General features: G+C 55.8%; 15 protein-coding genes. 5 read left to right on the top strand and 10 right to left on the bottom strand.

Translation table 11 applies throughout. From position 1 onward, the window contains the following. The first annotated feature begins 3 nt into the window (after positions 1-3). Positions 4-903, top strand: a complete 900-nt coding sequence (gene rarD, locus OMR58_RS23960) for an EamA family transporter RarD (protein WP_200562727.1) — start codon at positions 4-6, stop codon at positions 901-903. Here the strand turns inward: rarD and OMR58_RS23955 are convergent. The 10 genes from OMR58_RS23955 to OMR58_RS23915 form a co-directional block, all read right to left on the bottom strand. After that, positions 883-1,926 carry an AbrB family transcriptional regulator gene (locus tag OMR58_RS23955; protein WP_105595153.1) on the bottom strand — a complete coding sequence of 348 codons (1,044 nt, stop codon included), beginning with the start codon at positions 1,924-1,926 and terminating at the stop codon, positions 883-885. The genes rarD and OMR58_RS23955 overlap by 21 nt on opposite strands. 131 nt (positions 1,927-2,057) lie before the next feature. Further along, on the bottom strand, positions 2,058-3,011 hold the full coding sequence (corA, locus tag OMR58_RS23950) for a magnesium/cobalt transporter CorA (RefSeq protein ID WP_200547545.1): 954 nt from the start codon (positions 3,009-3,011) through the stop codon (positions 2,058-2,060). 147 nt (positions 3,012-3,158) lie between these two features. Beyond that, complete coding sequence (ysgD, locus tag OMR58_RS26105; RefSeq protein ID WP_370569929.1) at positions 3,159-3,215, bottom strand: YsgD/CorL family protein; 57 nt, start codon at positions 3,213-3,215, stop codon at positions 3,159-3,161. Between the two features lie 77 nt (positions 3,216-3,292). Beyond that, positions 3,293-5,455 (bottom strand): DNA helicase II, encoded by a 2,163-nt coding sequence (gene uvrD, locus OMR58_RS23945; RefSeq protein WP_105595151.1) that lies wholly within the window; start codon positions 5,453-5,455, stop codon positions 3,293-3,295. 56 nt (positions 5,456-5,511) lie between these two features. Next, positions 5,512-6,228 carry a 5-amino-6-(5-phospho-D-ribitylamino)uracil phosphatase YigB gene (gene yigB / locus OMR58_RS23940; protein ID WP_105595150.1) on the bottom strand — a complete coding sequence of 239 codons (717 nt, stop codon included), beginning with the start codon at positions 6,226-6,228 and terminating at the stop codon, positions 5,512-5,514. Further along, on the bottom strand, positions 6,228-7,136 hold the full coding sequence (xerC, locus tag OMR58_RS23935) for a tyrosine recombinase XerC (RefSeq protein WP_264547157.1): 909 nt from the start codon (positions 7,134-7,136) through the stop codon (positions 6,228-6,230). Before xerC ends, yigB begins: the two co-directional genes overlap by 1 nt. Next, positions 7,133-7,843: a DUF484 domain-containing protein gene (locus tag OMR58_RS23930; protein ID WP_200562721.1), complete on the bottom strand. Its 711-nt coding sequence runs from the start codon at positions 7,841-7,843 to the stop codon at positions 7,133-7,135. The genes xerC and OMR58_RS23930 overlap by 4 nt, the downstream gene beginning before the upstream one ends. Continuing rightward, positions 7,840-8,664 (bottom strand): diaminopimelate epimerase, encoded by an 825-nt coding sequence (gene dapF / locus OMR58_RS23925; protein ID WP_105595188.1) that lies wholly within the window; start codon positions 8,662-8,664, stop codon positions 7,840-7,842. Before dapF ends, OMR58_RS23930 begins: the two co-directional genes overlap by 4 nt. Before the next feature lie 27 nt (positions 8,665-8,691). After that, on the bottom strand, positions 8,692-8,892 hold the full coding sequence (gene lptM, locus OMR58_RS23920; RefSeq protein WP_200547541.1) for an LPS translocon maturation chaperone LptM: 201 nt from the start codon (positions 8,890-8,892) through the stop codon (positions 8,692-8,694). 104 nt (positions 8,893-8,996) lie between these two features. Next, entirely contained in the window at positions 8,997-11,552 is a 2,556-nt protein-coding gene (locus tag OMR58_RS23915; RefSeq protein WP_200562719.1) for a class I adenylate cyclase, read from the bottom strand. Positions 11,553-11,850: 298 nt separating this feature from the next. Here OMR58_RS23915 and hemC point away from each other — a divergent pair, with 298 nt between their 5' ends. From hemC to hemY, 4 genes are read left to right on the top strand one after another with little or no spacing between them, the layout of a single operon-like run. Beyond that, positions 11,851-12,792, top strand: coding sequence for a hydroxymethylbilane synthase (gene hemC, locus OMR58_RS23910; RefSeq protein ID WP_200547539.1), 942 nt, complete (start codon positions 11,851-11,853; stop codon positions 12,790-12,792). Then, the gene (hemD, locus tag OMR58_RS23905) at positions 12,789-13,538 is read left to right on the top strand and encodes a uroporphyrinogen-III synthase (protein WP_200547538.1); all 750 of its coding nucleotides are present in this window, start codon (positions 12,789-12,791) and stop codon (positions 13,536-13,538) included. Before hemC ends, hemD begins: the two co-directional genes overlap by 4 nt. Positions 13,539-13,594: 56 nt before the next feature. After that, positions 13,595-14,734 (top strand): uroporphyrinogen-III C-methyltransferase, encoded by a 1,140-nt coding sequence (gene hemX, locus OMR58_RS23900; protein ID WP_264547156.1) that lies wholly within the window; start codon positions 13,595-13,597, stop codon positions 14,732-14,734. 2 nt (positions 14,735-14,736) lie between these two features. Then, positions 14,737-15,927 (top strand): protoheme IX biogenesis protein HemY, encoded by a 1,191-nt coding sequence (gene hemY, locus OMR58_RS23895; RefSeq protein ID WP_264547155.1) that lies wholly within the window; start codon positions 14,737-14,739, stop codon positions 15,925-15,927. The last annotated feature ends 839 nt before the right edge of the window (positions 15,928-16,766 follow it).

Genomic DNA, 16,766 nt, shown 5'->3' with positions numbered 1-16,766 from the left:
GAAATGAATCCACAACAAACACGCCAGGGCGTGCTCTTTGCGCTGGGGGCGTACTTTATCTGGGGTGTGGCCCCGGTTTATTTCAAACTGATCCAGCAGGTGCCCGCCGGGGAGATCATGACCCATCGGGTTATCTGGTCCTTCTTTTTTATGCTGGTACTAATCAGCATCAGCCGCAGCTGGCGTAATATTCGCGCCATTGCCGCCCAGCCGAAAAAGGTGCTGCTGCTGGCCGTATCCGCCGTGGTGATCTGCAGCAACTGGCTGCTGTATATCTGGGCGGTAAACAATCATCATATGTTGGAAGCCAGCCTCGGTTACTTTATCAACCCGCTGCTAAACGTTCTGGTCGGTATGCTGTTTCTTGGCGAGCGCTTCCGCCGTTTACAGTGGCTGGCCGTTGCGCTTGCCACCTGCGGCGTGCTGGTTCAGCTGTGGAAGTTCGGTTCAGTGCCCGTTATCGCGCTTGGCCTTGCGGCGACATTCTCAATGTATGGGCTACTGCGTAAGAAAATTGCGGTGGATGCACAAACCGGCATGCTGGTTGAAACCAGCTGGCTGCTGGTTCCCGCTGCCGTCTATTTGTTCGCCATCGTCGACAGTCCCACCAGCCACCTCGGCAACAATGCGGCAAGCCTGAATATTCTGCTGGCCGCCGCCGGGATTATCACCACCGTCCCGCTGATGCTGTTTACCGCCGCCTGCACACGCCTGCGCCTCTCTACCGTAGGATTCTTCCAGTATCTTGGCCCGACGCTGATGTTCCTGTTGGCCGTGCTGTTCTACGGTGAGCAGATGACGTCAGATAAAGCCGTGACCTTCGGCTTTATCTGGGCGGCGCTCGCATTGTTTATCGCGGACGCACTCTGGACGCTGCACCGATCACCGTCGCGCATAGCGTGAAAGAAATCGGGCCATTGCCGGGCCGGTCAGCAGGATGGAGAACAGGCGTAGCGTCTGCATCGCCATCACAAAAGCCAGATCGACCCGGCTACCGGCAGCAATAATCGCAACGGTGTCCAGCCCGCCAGGGCTGGTCGCCAGATACGCCGTCAGCATGTCGACATGCAGTACCCGGGTCAGCATCCACGCCATCGCGCCGCACAGCAGCATCAGGCCGATAATCGACACCACCATTTGCGGTAACGTGCGCAGGGCCAGCAGAAAGACCGGACGCGTAAAACGCAGACCAACCGTCCAGCCAATCAGCGCATACGCCAGCGCCAGCAGCCACTCTGGCACCTGTAACGTTACCGTACCGCTGGAATGCAGAGTCGCCCCGATCAGCGCGGGCAACAGCAATGCGCCGGAGGGAATACGGAATTTCTGACCGAGCACCGCCCCGAGCACAATCACCGCCAGCGTCGCGGCAAACCCCCACCCCAGATGCGGAAACCACTCCAGCCCGCTGGACTGCGCGCTGTCGCCCAGGCTGATACGTGCCACTATCGCGGCAGCGGCAGCGACAAACAGCACGCGCAGATACTGCATAAATGCCACCAGTCGGGTATCCGCCCCAAAATCACCGGCCATTGCCACCATTGCGGATGCGCCTCCGGGGGAGGAACCCCACGCGCCGGTCGGACCAGGCAGGTCGCTGAAGCGCACCAGCAGATAGCCGGACAGTCCGCTGGCTGCCAGCGTGAGCAGAAGCACGGACAGGACGATGGGCCAGTCGGCCAGCAGCGGTTGAAGAATGGAAGGCGAAAGGCTCTGGGCAATCATGCAGCCCAGCACGGCCTGGCACAGTACAAACAGGCGTTTACTGATGCGGATCTGCGCACCGCTCAACCCCATTACCACGCCGACTATCATCGGGCCCAGTAACAGCGCAGCCGGTACATGAAAAACCTGCAGGACAGACCCCAACAGCAGCGATGTAATGAGCAGCAGCGCCCACTGGTATCGCAGGGATAACCGTTCCATAGAGTGAAGCGATCTCAGCTGAAATAAGAACTTACAGATTACCCGCAGCGTGGACGGAGTACCAGATCGTGAAACATTTTGAGAGAGTAAAGACCGGCCCAGCCCGATAAATCAGGCTGAGCCAACGGCAATCAGAGCCAGTTTTTACGCTTAAAGTAGGCGTACGGTGCCAGCCCGGCGAGGATCATCAGGGTAATGGCTCCCGGATAACCAAAGCTCCACCGCAGTTCCGGCATAAACTCAAAGTTCATCCCGTAGCTGGATGCCACCAGCGTTGGCGGCAGGAAGACTACCGATACCACCGAGAAGATTTTAATAATGCGGTTCTGCTCAATGTTGATAAAGCCCATTGCCGCCTGCATCAGGAAGTTAACCTTCTGGAACAGCGATTCGTTGTGCGGCAGCAGGGATTCGATATCCCGCAGGATTTCGCGGGCCTGTTCCAGCTGATTAACCGGCAGACGCGCTTTACGCACCAGGAAGTTGAGGGCGCGCTGGGTATCCATCAGGCACAGACGCACCTTCCAGCCGATATCTTCCAGCTCGGCCAGCGTAGACAGCGCGGCGTCAAACTCATCGCCCTGCTGCCCTTCCATAATGACCCGGCTGAGTTTTTCCAGATCGCTGTAGATATTTTCTATCTCATCGGCAAGCTGTTCGATTTTGGTTTCAAACAGATCCAGCAATAGCTCATAGGCATTGCCGTCGGTCAGAACCTGATTGCGCGCACGCATGCGGTAAAGACGGAAGGCGGGCAGCTCGCGCTCGCGCAGGGTGTATAAACGCCCTTCACGAATGGTAAACGCCACCGTTGAGTTACCGGCGTGATCTTCAGCATCTTCAAAGAAAAAGAAGGAGTGGATGTGCAGGCCGTCTTCGTCTTCGAAGAAACGTGCCGATGCTTCGATGTCTTCCAGTTCAGGACGGGTGGCCAGGCTCTGGCCCAGCTCGGTCTGGACGCGGTCTCGCTCAGCTTCTTCTGGCTCGATCAGATCGACCCAGACGGAGCCGGTCAGCTCTTCGCTGGCATCATCCAGCTCAAGACGGGTCAGACGGCTCTGGTCCAGTTTAAATGCGCTCAGCATAGCAATACTCCCAATTCGCAGTGACTAGTGGGACAGAGCGCTTGAACACGGGAAACATGCGTTTCAGTCAGCGAACAGATCTGACTCAGAGCGACGGGGAATGCGGTCGCCAACAACCACGAAGGCTATCGGCAAAAGAGGATAGCCTTAGGAGTTGTACCTGGTGTGCAGGTCAATGAGCCAGTATCTACTGGGTGTGTCCAAGGCGAATGTCCTCTTAGGGTAATGGTGGGCGCATGTTACGCTGAGACGAAAAAGGCGTCAAGCGGGCCCACCTTTCATCACAGCGCTTCCAGCTTCGCGTACGCAGCAACCAGCCATTTGATGCCCTGTCCCTGGAACGCCACCTGCAGACGGCTGTGTTCACCGCTGCCTTCCAGGTTAACAATCGTCCCCTCACCGAACTTGGCGTGGAGAACGCGCTGCCCAAGGGTAAAGCCGCTGTCGTTTTTCGCTACCGGCGTACCCATACGCTGATGGCTGACCGGGCGGCTGACGCTGGCGCGCAGGCGCACCTCTTCAACGCACTCTTCCGGCAGCTCTCCGACAAAGCGTGAAGGCCGGTGATAGACCTCTTTGCCATACAGGCGGCGCGTTTCCGCGTAGGTCAGCGTCAGCTTTTGCATCGCGCGGGTGACGCCGACGTAAGCCAGACGACGCTCTTCTTCCAGCCTTCCGCCTTCATCCAGCGACATCTGGCTGGGGAACATGCCCTCTTCCATGCCGACGATAAATACCTGCATAAACTCCAGCCCTTTGGCCGCATGCATGGTCATCAGCTGCACCGCATCCTGCCACTTATCCGCCTGCCCTTCGCCCGCTTCCAGCGCCGCATGAGAGAGGAAAGCCTGTAGCGGCATCAGGTCTTCATCTTCATCCTGATAACTGTACTGACGTGTGGCGTTGACCAGCTCTTCAAGGTTTTCGACGCGCGCCTGACCCTTTTCACCCTTTTCCTGCTCGTACATCAGCCACAGGCCGGAATCTTTGATCACCCGGTCAGTCTGCACATGCAGCGGCAGTTCGGTGGTTTCCTGCGCCAGCGAGTCCACCAGCTCAATAAATCGTTGCAGCGCCGAGGCGGCACGCCCTGCCAGCGCTTTTTCCTGCAGCAGCGCGCGTGAGCTTTGCCACATCGTCAACTGACGCTCACGAGCGGTCTGCCGCACCACGTCGAGGGTACGATCGCCAATACCGCGTGTTGGCGTATTGATCACACGCTCAAAGGCGGCATCGTCATTACGGTTGGCAATCAGACGCAGGTAGGCCAGCGCGTCCTTGATTTCCTGACGCTCGAAGAAGCGCATGCCGCCATAAATGCGGTAAGGCATGCTGGTTTGCAGCAGCGCCTCTTCCAGCACGCGCGACTGGGCGTTGCTGCGATAGAGGATCGCGCAGTCATTCAGCGCTCCGCCGTTTTCCATCCACACTTTGATGCGATTAACCACAAAGCGCGCTTCATCCAGCTCGTTAAAGGCACAATAGAGGGCAATTGGTTCACCGTCGCTGCCGTCGGTCCACAGCTCTTTGCCCAGACGGCCATTGTTATTGGCGATCAGGGCGTTAGCGGCTTTCAGAATATTATTGGTGGAGCGATAGTTCTGCTCGAGGCGAATGGTTTCCGCCCCCGGGAAATCGTTCAGGAAGCGCTGGATGTTCTCAACCTGCGCACCACGCCAGCCGTAGATAGACTGATCGTCATCGCCGACGATAATCACCTTGCCGCTGTCGCCGGCCAGCATGCGAATCCACGCATACTGAATGTTGTTGGTATCCTGGAATTCGTCCACCAGGATATTGGTGAAACGTTCGCGGTAGTGATTAAGAATATGCGGCTTGTTCAGCCACAACTCGTGCGCGCGCAGCAGCAGTTCGGCAAAGTCCACCAGGCCGGCACGATCGCAGGCTTCCTGATAGGCCTGATAGATGCGTAACCAGGTCTGTTCAATCGGGTTGCCGTAGCTCTCAATATTTTTCGGGCGCAGCCCTTCATCTTTTTTGCCGTTGATGTACCACATGCCCTGACGTGCAGGCCACTGCTTCTCATCAAGATTCATCGCCTTGATCAGACGCTTCAACAGCCGAAGCTGGTCTTCACTGTCGAGGATCTGAAAATCCTGCGGCAGGTTGGCATCCAGATGGTGGGCGCGCAGCAGGCGATGAGCGAGTCCGTGGAAGGTCCCAATCCACATTCCCCCCTGGCTGGTTCCAATCAGCTGTTCGATGCGGTGACGCATCTCAGCGGCGGCTTTGTTGGTAAAGGTCACCGCCATGATGGAGTAAGGGGAACAGTTTTCAACCGCCATCAGCCAGGCAATACGGTGAACCAGGACGCGGGTTTTACCACTGCCGGCACCCGCCAGCACCAGCAGGTTGCTGCGCGGCGCGGCGACGGCTTCGCGTTGTTTGTCATTCAGGCTGTCGAGCAGATCGGAAACGTCCATAAGCACCATCGGGGTAGAGGGCGGCACACCGCCCTACTGGTTATTTAACCAGTTTATTATAACAACGCAGTCAGCGATGCCAACTGAGAAATCTCCAGCGTTGGGAGCAGACGCGCATCATCGATATGCATCAGATTGCCACCGCGTAAATTGATCCAGCAGGCCTGCATCCCGCAGCGCACTGCACCGGCAACGTCGGTGGTGAGATCGTCACCCACGTGCAGAATGCGTTCCGGTGCCAGATTCAACCGTTCTGCGGCAGTGTGGTACATATCCTGATACGGCTTGGCACGGCCATCGGGGCCCGCGCGCAGGATAAACTGGAAGTATTTATCCAGCCCAAACAGATGCGGCTCAGCGTTACCGTTGGTGATCGCCACCAGAGGAATACGCTCTGCCAGTGCCGCCAGCGTTGCATGGTTTTCATCAGAGATGGTGATTTTGCTACGCCATTCAGCGAATACGGACATCACTTCGCGCGAGCCGTCGGCCGCCTGGGCGGGAGCCAGCCCCACATCCAGCATCGACTGCTCAACGGCGCGACGCCGCCACTCGCTGACATCATGGTAGATCTCCGGTTCGGCGAGCAGCAGTCGCTGACGCACCTGCTGATACTGCTCCACGCTATAATCTTTTAGCGCCGGATGATGGGCCTGTAATGCGGCGTGAGATTCTTTTGTGGTTCGTGCGATAACCGGATAATTGTCGTACAGCGTATCATCGAGATCGAAGGTCATCGCCGCGATCGGACGCGGTGGTCGGTAAAAATGCATCAGGTCTTTCCTCGTTTCGCACGGGGATGTGCAGCGTCGTACACGGACGCCAGGTGTTGGAAATCAAGATGGGTATAAATCTGGGTGGTTGCCAGATTGGCATGCCCAAGCAACTCCTGCACTGCGCGCAGATCGCCGCTGGACTCCAGCATATGTGTCGCAAATGAATGGCGCAGTTTATGGGGATGAACGTGGCTGGACAGGCCCTGCTTAATACCCCATTCGGCAAAGCGCTTCTGCACGTTACGCGCGGAGATACGTTTGCCCAGTTTAGACAGGAACAGCGCGTTGTCCTGCGGTGAGAACAGCTCCCGCAGCGCCAGCCAGTGTTCCAGCCAGAGTACCGCCGTTTTCCCCATCGGCAGGCGACGTTCTTTACTGCCCTTACCGGTTACCCAGACTTCGCCGGATGCCAGTTCAAGATGGTTTACGTCAATGCCGGTCAGCTCAGAGAGGCGCAAACCCGCGCCGTACATCACTTCCAGCATGGCACGATCGCGCACCGCCAGCGGGTCGTTGAGATCGATTTCCAGCAGTTGGTTAACTTCATCGACATCGATGTTCTTTGGCAGGTGTCGTGGCGCACGCGGCGTGGCAACGCCTTTCGCCGGATTGGCCTGAATCGTTCCCTGGCTAATCAGCCAGTCGAGGAAGCTGCGCAGTGCGGAAAGACGCAGAGCAAGGCTGGCTGGCTTCAGTCCGCTGCGGCTGCTGCGGGCGGCCAGCGTACGAACCAGTGCAGCATCAAGGCGCGTCCAGTCAGTGACTTTTAATGCATCCAGCAGTTCAACCACCACCGTTAGCTGCCGACGATAGTTAATCAGGGTCAGAGCGCTAAGCTGGCGTTCAACTTTCAGGTAACGCAGAAAGCCCTCTACGGCAGGAAGCAGGGGCGATTCACTGCTCACGCGCGCTCAATCCAGCGCGACAGCAGATCGGGAAGCATTAACGACAGATGCTGGAGCAGTACCGTTCCCATGCCGCGCTGGTAGTGCTGCTTATCGCGGCTGCTGAAGATCAGTACACCAAGATCGCCACGCTCGCCGAGCAGCGACATCGCGACCGATCCCACGGCTTTCGCCTGCGGGAGCAGCAGCAGCAGCTCAGGCCCGTTAAGATTGCCAAGGTAGTGGTTCTCTTTACCCAGCCGCTGAATACGCACCGATTCAAATGCCGGTCTTGGCAGCGCAAGCTGAGTGAAATCAGACGGCGCACCAATACGCCATTGTTCGCTAAACAGTCGGATATTCGCTCCCGCCAGCCCAAGTTCACGCGCCCACAGATGCAGACGATTCAGCATGTCCTGCAGGCTTGATGCCGAGGCCAGCCGTCCCTGTAGGGTGAACAGACGCTCGAACAGCTGCTGGTTCGCGCTGGCCTGCTCCATCAGCAGGGTGATTTCTTCTTCAAGCTGATGAATATGGTTGCGCTGCCGCGCCAGCTGCCACTCCACCAGCGAAACGGTACCGCGGATCGGATGCGGCACCATCATCTGCTCAACCTGGCGGGCATTGCGAATAAAGAAGTCTGGATTTTGCAGCAGGTAATCGCCAACAAGGCGATCGTCCAGCAGCACTTCGCTGCTGTCCTGTTGTGGCTCCCCGACAGTTTTCATAGATGAATAAACCCGTCGTAAACGTGAGTGGCTGGCCCGGTCATAAACAGCGGATGCCCCGGCCCTTTCCAGGCAATGTTTAGCGTGCCGCCCGGCAGGTCAACACGCACTTTCTCTGACAGCAGCCCCTGCTGAATACCCACCGCGACTGCCGCACAGGCTCCGCTACCGCAGGCCTGGGTTTCACCCGCGCCGCGCTCATACACGCGCAGGCGAATGTGCTCGCGGTTGACCACTTCCATAAAGCCGACGTTCACGCGTTCAGGGAAGCGTTCATGGCTTTCCAGCACCGGTCCCAGCGTTTCGACAGCGGCGGTCTTCACGCTATCCACCTGCAGGACGCAGTGTGGGTTACCCATCGACACCACGCCACACATCACGGTCTGTTCTGCGGCCCGCATCAGGTAAATGTTTTCGGCTTTATTCGCGCGGAACGGTACCTGCTGAGGCTCGAAGTTAGGCTCGCCCATATTCACGCAAACCAGTTCATCCTGATTCACGCTCAGCACCATACGGCCCGTTTGCGTACTGACGCGAATATCGCTTTTATTCGTCAGGCCTTTTAAGCGAACGAAGCGGGCGAAACAGCGTGCACCGTTGCCGCACTGGGCGACTTCGCTGCCGTCAGCGTTGAAAATGCGGTAATGGAAATCGAGATCGGGATCGTAAGGCGGCTCAACGATCAGCAGCTGATCGAAGCCGATCCCCAGATTGCGATCCGCCAGTCGACGGATCAGCTCAGGTGAGAAGTAAACGTTTTGCGTAACGGCATCGACCACCATAAAGTCATTGCCGAGACCGTGCATTTTCGAGAACTGCATTTTCTGCTCCGCCGAGTGTGTCATAGTTTACTGGACCGGTTTAACATCCTGCCCGGAGGTCGTGGCAGGAGATGACACGCTGCTGCCGGACTGCGTCGGCGAAGAGGTCTGAGTGGCCTGCGGTTTGCTCGTTTCGTCTGCCGGGAAGTAGAGCGGCCCTTTGAGTCCGCATCCCGCCAGGCTGACAACGGCAAGTAACATTGCCAGCTGGCAAATAGCTTTTTTCATTCTCATTCTGCTCGTAAAAAGATACCCGTTGCTGTCTATCATCGCAGGTGAAGACTGAAAAGCAACAGGAAAAGCAGAATCAAATTGGATGAATGCCAGCGGCCTCAATGCATCTGATAGCGCTGGGGATAATCGCTGCTGATTTCACTGTTCGGCACGGCAGCGCAAAGCTGAGTCAGCGTCTGGCTGCGGAAGGGAATCACCTGGAATCGCTCTTCAACCTGAACAATTTGATAGAACTGCGGCAGGTTAAAGTTAATAAAGCTGGAGCCGTAGGTGAAACGATCGTGCGATGACGAATAGAAACGGCTGACGTCACGCACCAGCTCTTCCTTGCTGCCTTCGCAGTGGTGATAAACCTCCACCCGATTGGTTTCATCCAGGATATAGATATTGAAGCCGTGATCGTCGAGTGTATCTTCGAAGAAGAACTGGATAATGCCTTCGCTGGCATAGCCATTGACCACCGCCGGCAGCCGGGTCTGATTCGTTTCAACCTTCAGCGACAGGCCGTGAAGCTTGTTGTTAGAGATCGCACCGTAAAATTCAACGGCATTTTCCAGCTTCTGTACCGAAACGCTCAGGCGCTCAAAGAACAGTCCCCATGTCTGCCCCGCCACGCGCAGCGCTTTGAAGCGACCTGGCTCTTGGCGAGTGCTGGAAAGCCGCAGCTCAACGCACTCTGAAACCAGCTGTTGAACACGGGTACGGATCAGCCCACGCAGGTGCTGGCTGTAGCAGAAGACCTCTACCGCATCCGGCGGCGCGGCATCCTGATGCATTTTGCCCAGAATGGTTTTCAGCGCCTCAATCATCGCCTGCTCGCCGTTAAAGTGCAGCGTACGCACTTCATTCCACGAGTTGCGATACAGCAGATCGACACTACCAACCAGACACTGCTGCTCAGCACCAAAGCTGAACACATCCAGCTTGCGGAAATCAAAGTGAACCACCTGATTACGGAAGGCCGAAGTCGGGTCGTATTCCAGGTTAACGATGATCGCCAGATGGCGGATCTCGCAGGGACTGTAGAGCGCTTTTGGCGTTGGCGCTGGCAGGCGCAGCGGGAAATGGTGCGATACATCGGCAACCAGCTCCTGCAGGCGGGCAAGATCACAAACCTCGTTGCCCTTCATATGCAGCCGCGTTTTGCTGGTCAGCAGACCGTTAAACCACGCCCACGCCACCAGCTTGTTCAGATAGCGGTTATATTCCAGCGGCTGATGGCTGATGATGGAACTCATGTCCGGCGACTGATTGTACAGATACCAGCCCGCGCGGTTGGCGCGGCCGTTCGGGACATGGATAAAGGTCAGATGCTGCTCGGACAGATCGGGAGAGATCTGTGGATTGACCAGCGTCACCTTACCCGGTAATGCTTCGAAAGCGGCATAAAGCTTACGCGTTAATACGCCAATATCCTGCGGACTGGCGCTGACGCTGAGATTATTACGGCGGGCAAAGCGGATCAGGTTGCGATAACTCTGCATCATCGCATCCAGTAATTCATTATGCGCCTCGCGCACCCGGCCGATTTTCCAGTCGGCCCGGCTATCCAGCACCTCAAGACGCTGCGTATCCCAACCCCATTCTGTTACCAGCTGGCTGAGTATTTCCCGACGCCAGCCGGAGTGCTCAGTCTCCTGAGACAGTTTCTCACACACTTTGAGGTAGAAACATCGGCGTACCAGGTCAAGACGCGCATGGTCGTCAATGCTAATAAGGTAACGTGTGACTCGCTCCAGCATCATGCAGTACGGGTCCAGACCGTAGGAAACGATCTCGCCATCGTGCAGGCGCTGTTTAATGTCCATCGCCAGCAGACGAGTATCCGGGTATTCCCACGAATACGCTTCCAGTAGCAGCGTTTTCAACACGGCCTTATAAGGGGAGTCAATGCTCTTATACAGCTGCCACAGACTGGCACCAAAGTACTCTTCCGCCGATAGCGTACCCAGACCACCGAGATCCAGCCATTCGTTCGGCGTCAGCACGCCCTGCTGATACAGCGACATCACATAGTCGTCGTAGTGCTCTTCTTCTTCACGCGGCACCATATTCCACAGAATACGTTTCCCCGCCATGCGGACCGCCGTGCGGTAAAACTCATCCAGCAGCAGAATGTGTTGGGTTGAACCGCAGTCCTCGCCGCCGAGGCTGCCACTTTCGTTGTGGCGGAAGCGGTTTTCATCAATCAGGAAGAAGCTGACCTCAACGCCCATCGCCGCACACCAGTTTTGTAGCAGCGTGCATTTTTTCTGCAGGGCCAGACGCTCTTGATTGTCCAGCCACGACTGGTGGCAGACCCAGATATCAAGATCGGATGTGGCATTTTGCCCGACGGAAGACGTGCTCCCCATGGAATACACCCCGGTAATCGGCATTTCGCCGCGCGGAGGTGCGGTCACGGAGCTGTCTGATTTAACTTGCAAATCATTAAGATAGACAAGTTGATTTTCATCAGGCGTGTAGAAGCTGATGCCATGTGGAACGTTACCCTCAAGGTAACCCGGCATCAGCGGATGATGATAATGTAGTAAGGTCGGCAGCAGACTGTAAACCTGTTGGAACGCAGGTCCCATCGCAGCCAGTGCGCGATCGACGCGCAGCTGGTTAATGGCATCCAGTCTCTGTTTCAGTGTCTCAATGTAGAGGTACAAGACGTCTCGCCTGATTATCCCAGTGCTTACACCCTTAGAGAGAAGGGTATACAAGAACTCTTTTTTCCAAAATCTGCCGTTTGCTTTAAAAATAGTCGTGCAGATTATTGCTGGAAACGTGATCAATCTAACATCAGACAGATTGACCGTAAAGAAAGTTGCGCTAGTTAACAGTTTAGCACATTTTTGCGCCAAACCATCGCGATGCTTCTCCAGACGGTCGTTTAAATGCTATTCACTGACAGCCTTCGCGGTTAAATGATAGGATAATCAATGAACGATCAAAACGGTATTGAGCATGTCAGACAAAATTTTAAGAATAGCAACCAGACAAAGCCCCCTGGCCTTATGGCAGGCAGAATATGTACAGCAGCGCCTGATCGCCTGCCATCCCGGGCTGCGCGTTGAGCTGGTGCCTATGGTTACACGCGGCGATGTGATCCTTGATACCCCACTGGCTAAAGTGGGCGGTAAAGGGCTGTTCGTTAAAGAACTTGAGCAGGCAATGCTCACCGATCGCGCCGATATCGCCGTGCATTCAATGAAAGATGTACCGGTTGAATTCCCGGAAGGGCTGGGCCTGGTGACCATCTGCGAGCGTGAAGACCCGCATGATGCTTTTGTCTCTCATCATTATGCTTCCGTTGATGCACTGCCACATGGCGCGATTGTTGGCACCTCAAGCCTGCGCCGTCAGTGCCAGATTAGTGCCCGTCGCCCGGACCTGGTGATCCGCTCTCTGCGCGGCAACGTCGGTACTCGCCTGGGCAAGCTGGATGCCGGTGAATATGATGCCATTATTCTTGCCGTAGCCGGTCTGAAGCGTCTTGGGCTGGGCGATCGAATCCGCCAGGTTATGCCCGCTGAAGAATCGCTGCCCGCCGTCGGTCAGGGTGCAGTCGGCATTGAGTGCCGCCTTGACGATACCGAAACCATTAGCCTGCTGGCTGCACTGAATGATGCAGATACAGCCTGCCGGGTTCGTGCCGAGCGAGCAATGAACACGCGTCTGGAAGGCGGTTGTCAGGTGCCGATTGGCAGCTATGCGGTGCTGGAAGGGGATCAACTATGGCTGCGTGGCCTGGTCGGTTCACCGGACGGCAGTCGGATGATTTGCGGTGAGCGTCGAGGCCCACGCGGCGATGCAGAACAGATGGGGATCTCACTGGCAGAAGAGTTGCTGGACAACGGCGCCAGGGAGATTCTGGCTGAAGTTTATCAGGGAAATCCGCCAGCATGAATATCCTGGTCACCCGCCCGTCACCGGCCGCTGACCAACTGGTCAGCAGGCTGCGTAGCCGCGGGCAGGCTGCCTGGGCGTTCCCTCTGATTGAATTCACTCCGGGGAGTCAGCTCGATCTCCTTCCCTCGCGGCTTGATGCACTCAGGCCAGACGATCTGGTCTTTATCCTTTCCCAGCATGCCATTCACTATGCTAATCCGGCGATAACGCAGGTTGGCAAGACCTGGCCCGCCAGTCTGAACTATTATGCAATAGGCCGTAGCACGGCGTTAGCGATGCACGCGGTAAGCGGACATTCGGTCGTCTGGCCGCACGAGCAGGAAATCAGTGAAATTTTGATCCAATTGCCTGAGCTTCAGCAGGTCGCCGGCAGGAAAGCGCTAATACTGCGCGGTAACGGTGGCCGTGAATTGCTGGGGGAAACTTTGCATAACCGTGGCGCTCAGGTAGAGTTTATTGAATGCTATCAACGCTGTGCAAAGCATTATCACGGTGCTGAAGAAGGCCGCAGATGGCGAGATCGCGGGATTGATACGCTGGTGGTGACCAGTGGAGAAATGCTGCAACAGCTCTACGCCCTGTTTCCCGTCATCGACCGGGATGCATGGTTATTGCACTGTCGGCTGGTGGTCGTCAGTGAACGTTTAGCCACTCTGGCCAGGGATTTGGGCTGGGCGAACGTCTGTGTCGCCGGGGGTGCCGATAATGACGCGCTGCTGCGCGCACTGGACTTATACTCTTAAGATTTCGCGAGCGGGAAGATTAAGGTATATCACACTTAAATATGGGATGAGCCATTATGACGGAACAAAAAGATTCCTCCGCCATGGTTGAAGATGTTACCCCTGCGGTTAAAGACTCAACCTCCGGGCAGCCGCCTTCGGATAAATCAAAAAATCACGGCGTCGTTTTAGGCGCGGTGGCAATTGCCATTGCATTAGCGCTGGGTGTCGGCCTGTGGCTGAATGGCAAACATCAGGCTGCACAGCAGGAAGAAGCGCGCCAGGCGCTTGCCGCTCAGATTGCCGATTTGCAGCAGCAGTCTACTCGCGATAAACAGTCGCTGATCGAGCAACTTTCGGCGCAAACCAAAGCGCTGGATACCGCTCAGCAACAGCAGGCCGCACTAAGCCAGCAGTTGGATGAACTGAAACAAAAAGTGGCAACTATCTCCGGAAACGATGTGCATACCTGGATGCTGTCACAGGCGGATTATCTGGTCAAAATGGCTGGCCGCAAGCTGTGGAGCGATCAGGATGTCACAACGGCGGTGGCGCTGCTGAAAAGCGCCGATGCCAGCCTGGCCGATATGAACGATCCGAGCCTGCTCGAGGCACGCCGTGCACTCACTCACGATATCAGCACTCTTTCCGCACTCAGCCAGGTTGACTATGATGGCATCATCCTCAAGCTGAACCAGCTGTCTAACGGTATTGATAATTTGCGCCTTGCCGATAATGATAACGACGATGCACCGATGGACGCGAACAGTAGCGAACTGTCGTCATCTTTGCGCGAATGGCGGCAAAATCTGGTAAAAAGCTGGCATAACTTCATGGATGATTTTATTACCATCCGTCGCCGCGATACCACCGCAGAACCCCTGCTGGCACCAAACCAGGATGTCTATCTGCGTGAAAATATCCGTTCCCGCCTGCTGATTGCCGCACAGGCCGTGCCGCGTCACCAGGATGAAATCTATAAACAGTCGATTGATACCGTGTCCGGCTGGGTTCGTGCCTGGTATGACACTAACGATGCCAATACCAAAGCCTTCCTCGAACAGCTGGATGAACTCAGCCAGCAAAGCGTCTCAATGGATGTTCCTGACTCACTGGAGAGCCAGCCGCTGCTTGATAAGCTGATGCAGACACGCGTGCGTAGTCTGCTGGCACAGCCCGCCGTAACTCCGGCCACTCCACAGCAGCAGGGAGAATAACGATGTTAAAAGTTCTTCTACTGTTTTTGCTGTTGATTGCCGGTGTCGTTCTCGGCCCAATGATCGCGGGTCATCAAGGTTACGTGTTGATTCAGACCGATAACTGGAATATTGAAACCAGCGTGACCGGCCTGGTGATTATTTTGATCCTGTCACTGCTGGTGATCCTCGGTATTGAGTGGCTGCTGCGCCGTATTTTCCGCACCGGAGCCCGTACCCGTGGCTGGTTTACCGGCAGGAAACGCCGCAGTGCGCGCCGACAGACCCAGGCCGCACTGGTGAAACTGGCGGAAGGCGACCATCAGCAGGTTGAAAAACTGCTTTCGCGCAATGCCGACCATGCAGAACAGCCGATGATCAATTATTTGCTGGCGGCTGAAGCAGCACAGCAGCGCGGTGATGAAGCACGAGCCAATCAGCATCTTGAACGTGCTACCGAGCTAAATGATGGCGATCCGCTGCCGGTAGAGATTACCCGCGTGCGTATTCAGCTGGCGCGTAATGAGGATCATGCCGCGCGCCACGGGATCGATCGTCTTCTGGAAATCGCCCCGCGCCATCCGGAAGTGCTACGCCTGGCGGAACAGGCCTATATCCGCACCGGTGCCTGGAGCGCGCTGCTGGATATTCTGCCTGCGATGGAGAAAGTGAAGCTCGGCGACGACAACCATCGTATCGCTCTACAGCAGCAGGCCTGGCTGGGCCTGATGAATCAGGCAATGGCCAATCAGGGCAGCGATGGTCTGAAACGCTGGTGGCAAAATCAGAGCCGTAAAACGCGGCATGAAACCGCACTGCAGGTGGCAATGGCGGATCACCTTATCGTCTGTGACGACCATGAGACCGCGCAGCAAATTGTGCTGGACGGCCTCAAACGCCAGTATGATGAACGCCTGGTGTTGCTGATGCCGCGCCTGAAGTCCGGTAATCCAGAGCAGCTGGAAAAAGCCCTCCGCCAGCAGATCAAGCAGCACGGTGCCACGCCGCTGCTCCACAGCACGCTGGGGCAGCTGCTGATGCAGCACGGTGAGTGGGAACAGGCCAGCGAAGCCTTCCGCGCTGCGCTACAGCAGCGGCCTGATGCGTTTGACTATGCATGGCTGGCTGATACCCTGGACCGCCAGCACAAGCCAGAAGAGGCCGCGGCAATGCGCCGGGATGGTCTGCTGCTGACGCTGAAAAATAATTCCTGAGCCGCGGCTGAAGCGTCACGGACTCTTCGTTGTGGCGCTGCTGTTTCGGGTTGATCAAACCGCTATCTTTCTGAGATAGCGGTTTTTTTTCGCTTAGGGCAAAAAAAACACCTGCCCGAAGACAGGTGTAACGATCAGGTCGGTTAAGACAACCGATTGGTACCCGACTCAACGTTGTGCCCTGGATTCCAATAAGGCGTTAGCGATATTGGCTGGCTGGACAACGGGTACCGTAAAGTGGCTCTGCGTCATTCCCAGGTTTATGAAGCATCAGCAAACATAAGGGGTGGAATGAGCATCTACAGTTATAGTGTTGCACAGCCTGTGCCAGAATGGCACTTCCATAATTCCTAATATTCTACTGCTATGATTTTTATCACTTTTAATGTCTTTTTTAGCATTACGTCATCTCCACCACCGTCGCCAAAAGCGGACACCAGCCTTGATAAAGCGTCTCCAGATGGAGACAACCATTGCATAGTTAGGTAAATCTATTTAAAAACAATGCATTACATGTCTCAAGTTGGAGACAAAAAGCAAAATTAGTGAGAACGGCAAACATCATTGGATAGGAGAGTATTTGTAAGGAAGAGATTGTGCACGCCACTGGCTCAATCCGATATGGACGAAATACAAATGTGTATCGCCTGAGTACTCGATACAGAGTGGGGCGAACGAAAATAGCAGGTATGGCAGGTATGGCAGGTATGGCAGGTATGGCAGGTATGGCAGGTATGGCAGGTATGGCAGGTATTACTAAGAAGGGGGAAACCGTAAGATAAAAATGACTAAATTGAAAACGAAAAAAAACCTGCTTTTTCAAGCAGGTTTCTTAATTG

The sequence above is a fragment of the Erwinia sp. INIA01 genome (assembly GCF_025947915.1).
Classification (GTDB): Bacteria; Pseudomonadota; Gammaproteobacteria; order Enterobacterales; family Enterobacteriaceae; genus Erwinia; species Erwinia coffeiphila.
The sequence above is the reverse complement of the archived record's forward strand: the minus strand, read 5'-3'. Positions and strand labels throughout refer to the sequence as shown.

Excerpts from the sequence above, each read along its gene's own strand:
- OMR58_RS23930 (WP_200562721.1), bottom strand. The coding sequence starts at position 7,843 with ATGAAAACTGTCGGGGAGCCACAACAGGACAGCAGCGAAGTGCTGCTG.
- dapF (WP_105595188.1), bottom strand. The coding sequence starts at position 8,664 with ATGCAGTTCTCGAAAATGCACGGTCTCGGCAATGACTTTATGGTGGTC.
- lptM (WP_200547541.1), bottom strand. The coding sequence starts at position 8,892 with ATGAAAAAAGCTATTTGCCAGCTGGCAATGTTACTTGCCGTTGTCAGC.
- rarD (WP_200562727.1), top strand. The coding sequence starts at position 4 with ATGAATCCACAACAAACACGCCAGGGCGTGCTCTTTGCGCTGGGGGCG.
- hemY (WP_264547155.1), top strand. The coding sequence starts at position 14,737 with ATGTTAAAAGTTCTTCTACTGTTTTTGCTGTTGATTGCCGGTGTCGTT.
- yigB (WP_105595150.1), bottom strand. The coding sequence starts at position 6,228 with ATGCATTTTTACCGACCACCGCGTCCGATCGCGGCGATGACCTTCGAT.
- hemC (WP_200547539.1), top strand. The coding sequence starts at position 11,851 with ATGTCAGACAAAATTTTAAGAATAGCAACCAGACAAAGCCCCCTGGCC.
- OMR58_RS23955 (WP_105595153.1), bottom strand. The coding sequence starts at position 1,926 with ATGGAACGGTTATCCCTGCGATACCAGTGGGCGCTGCTGCTCATTACA.
- hemD (WP_200547538.1), top strand. The coding sequence starts at position 12,789 with ATGAATATCCTGGTCACCCGCCCGTCACCGGCCGCTGACCAACTGGTC.
- corA (WP_200547545.1), bottom strand. The coding sequence starts at position 3,011 with ATGCTGAGCGCATTTAAACTGGACCAGAGCCGTCTGACCCGTCTTGAG.
- hemX (WP_264547156.1), top strand. The coding sequence starts at position 13,595 with ATGACGGAACAAAAAGATTCCTCCGCCATGGTTGAAGATGTTACCCCT.
- uvrD (WP_105595151.1), bottom strand. The coding sequence starts at position 5,455 with ATGGACGTTTCCGATCTGCTCGACAGCCTGAATGACAAACAACGCGAA.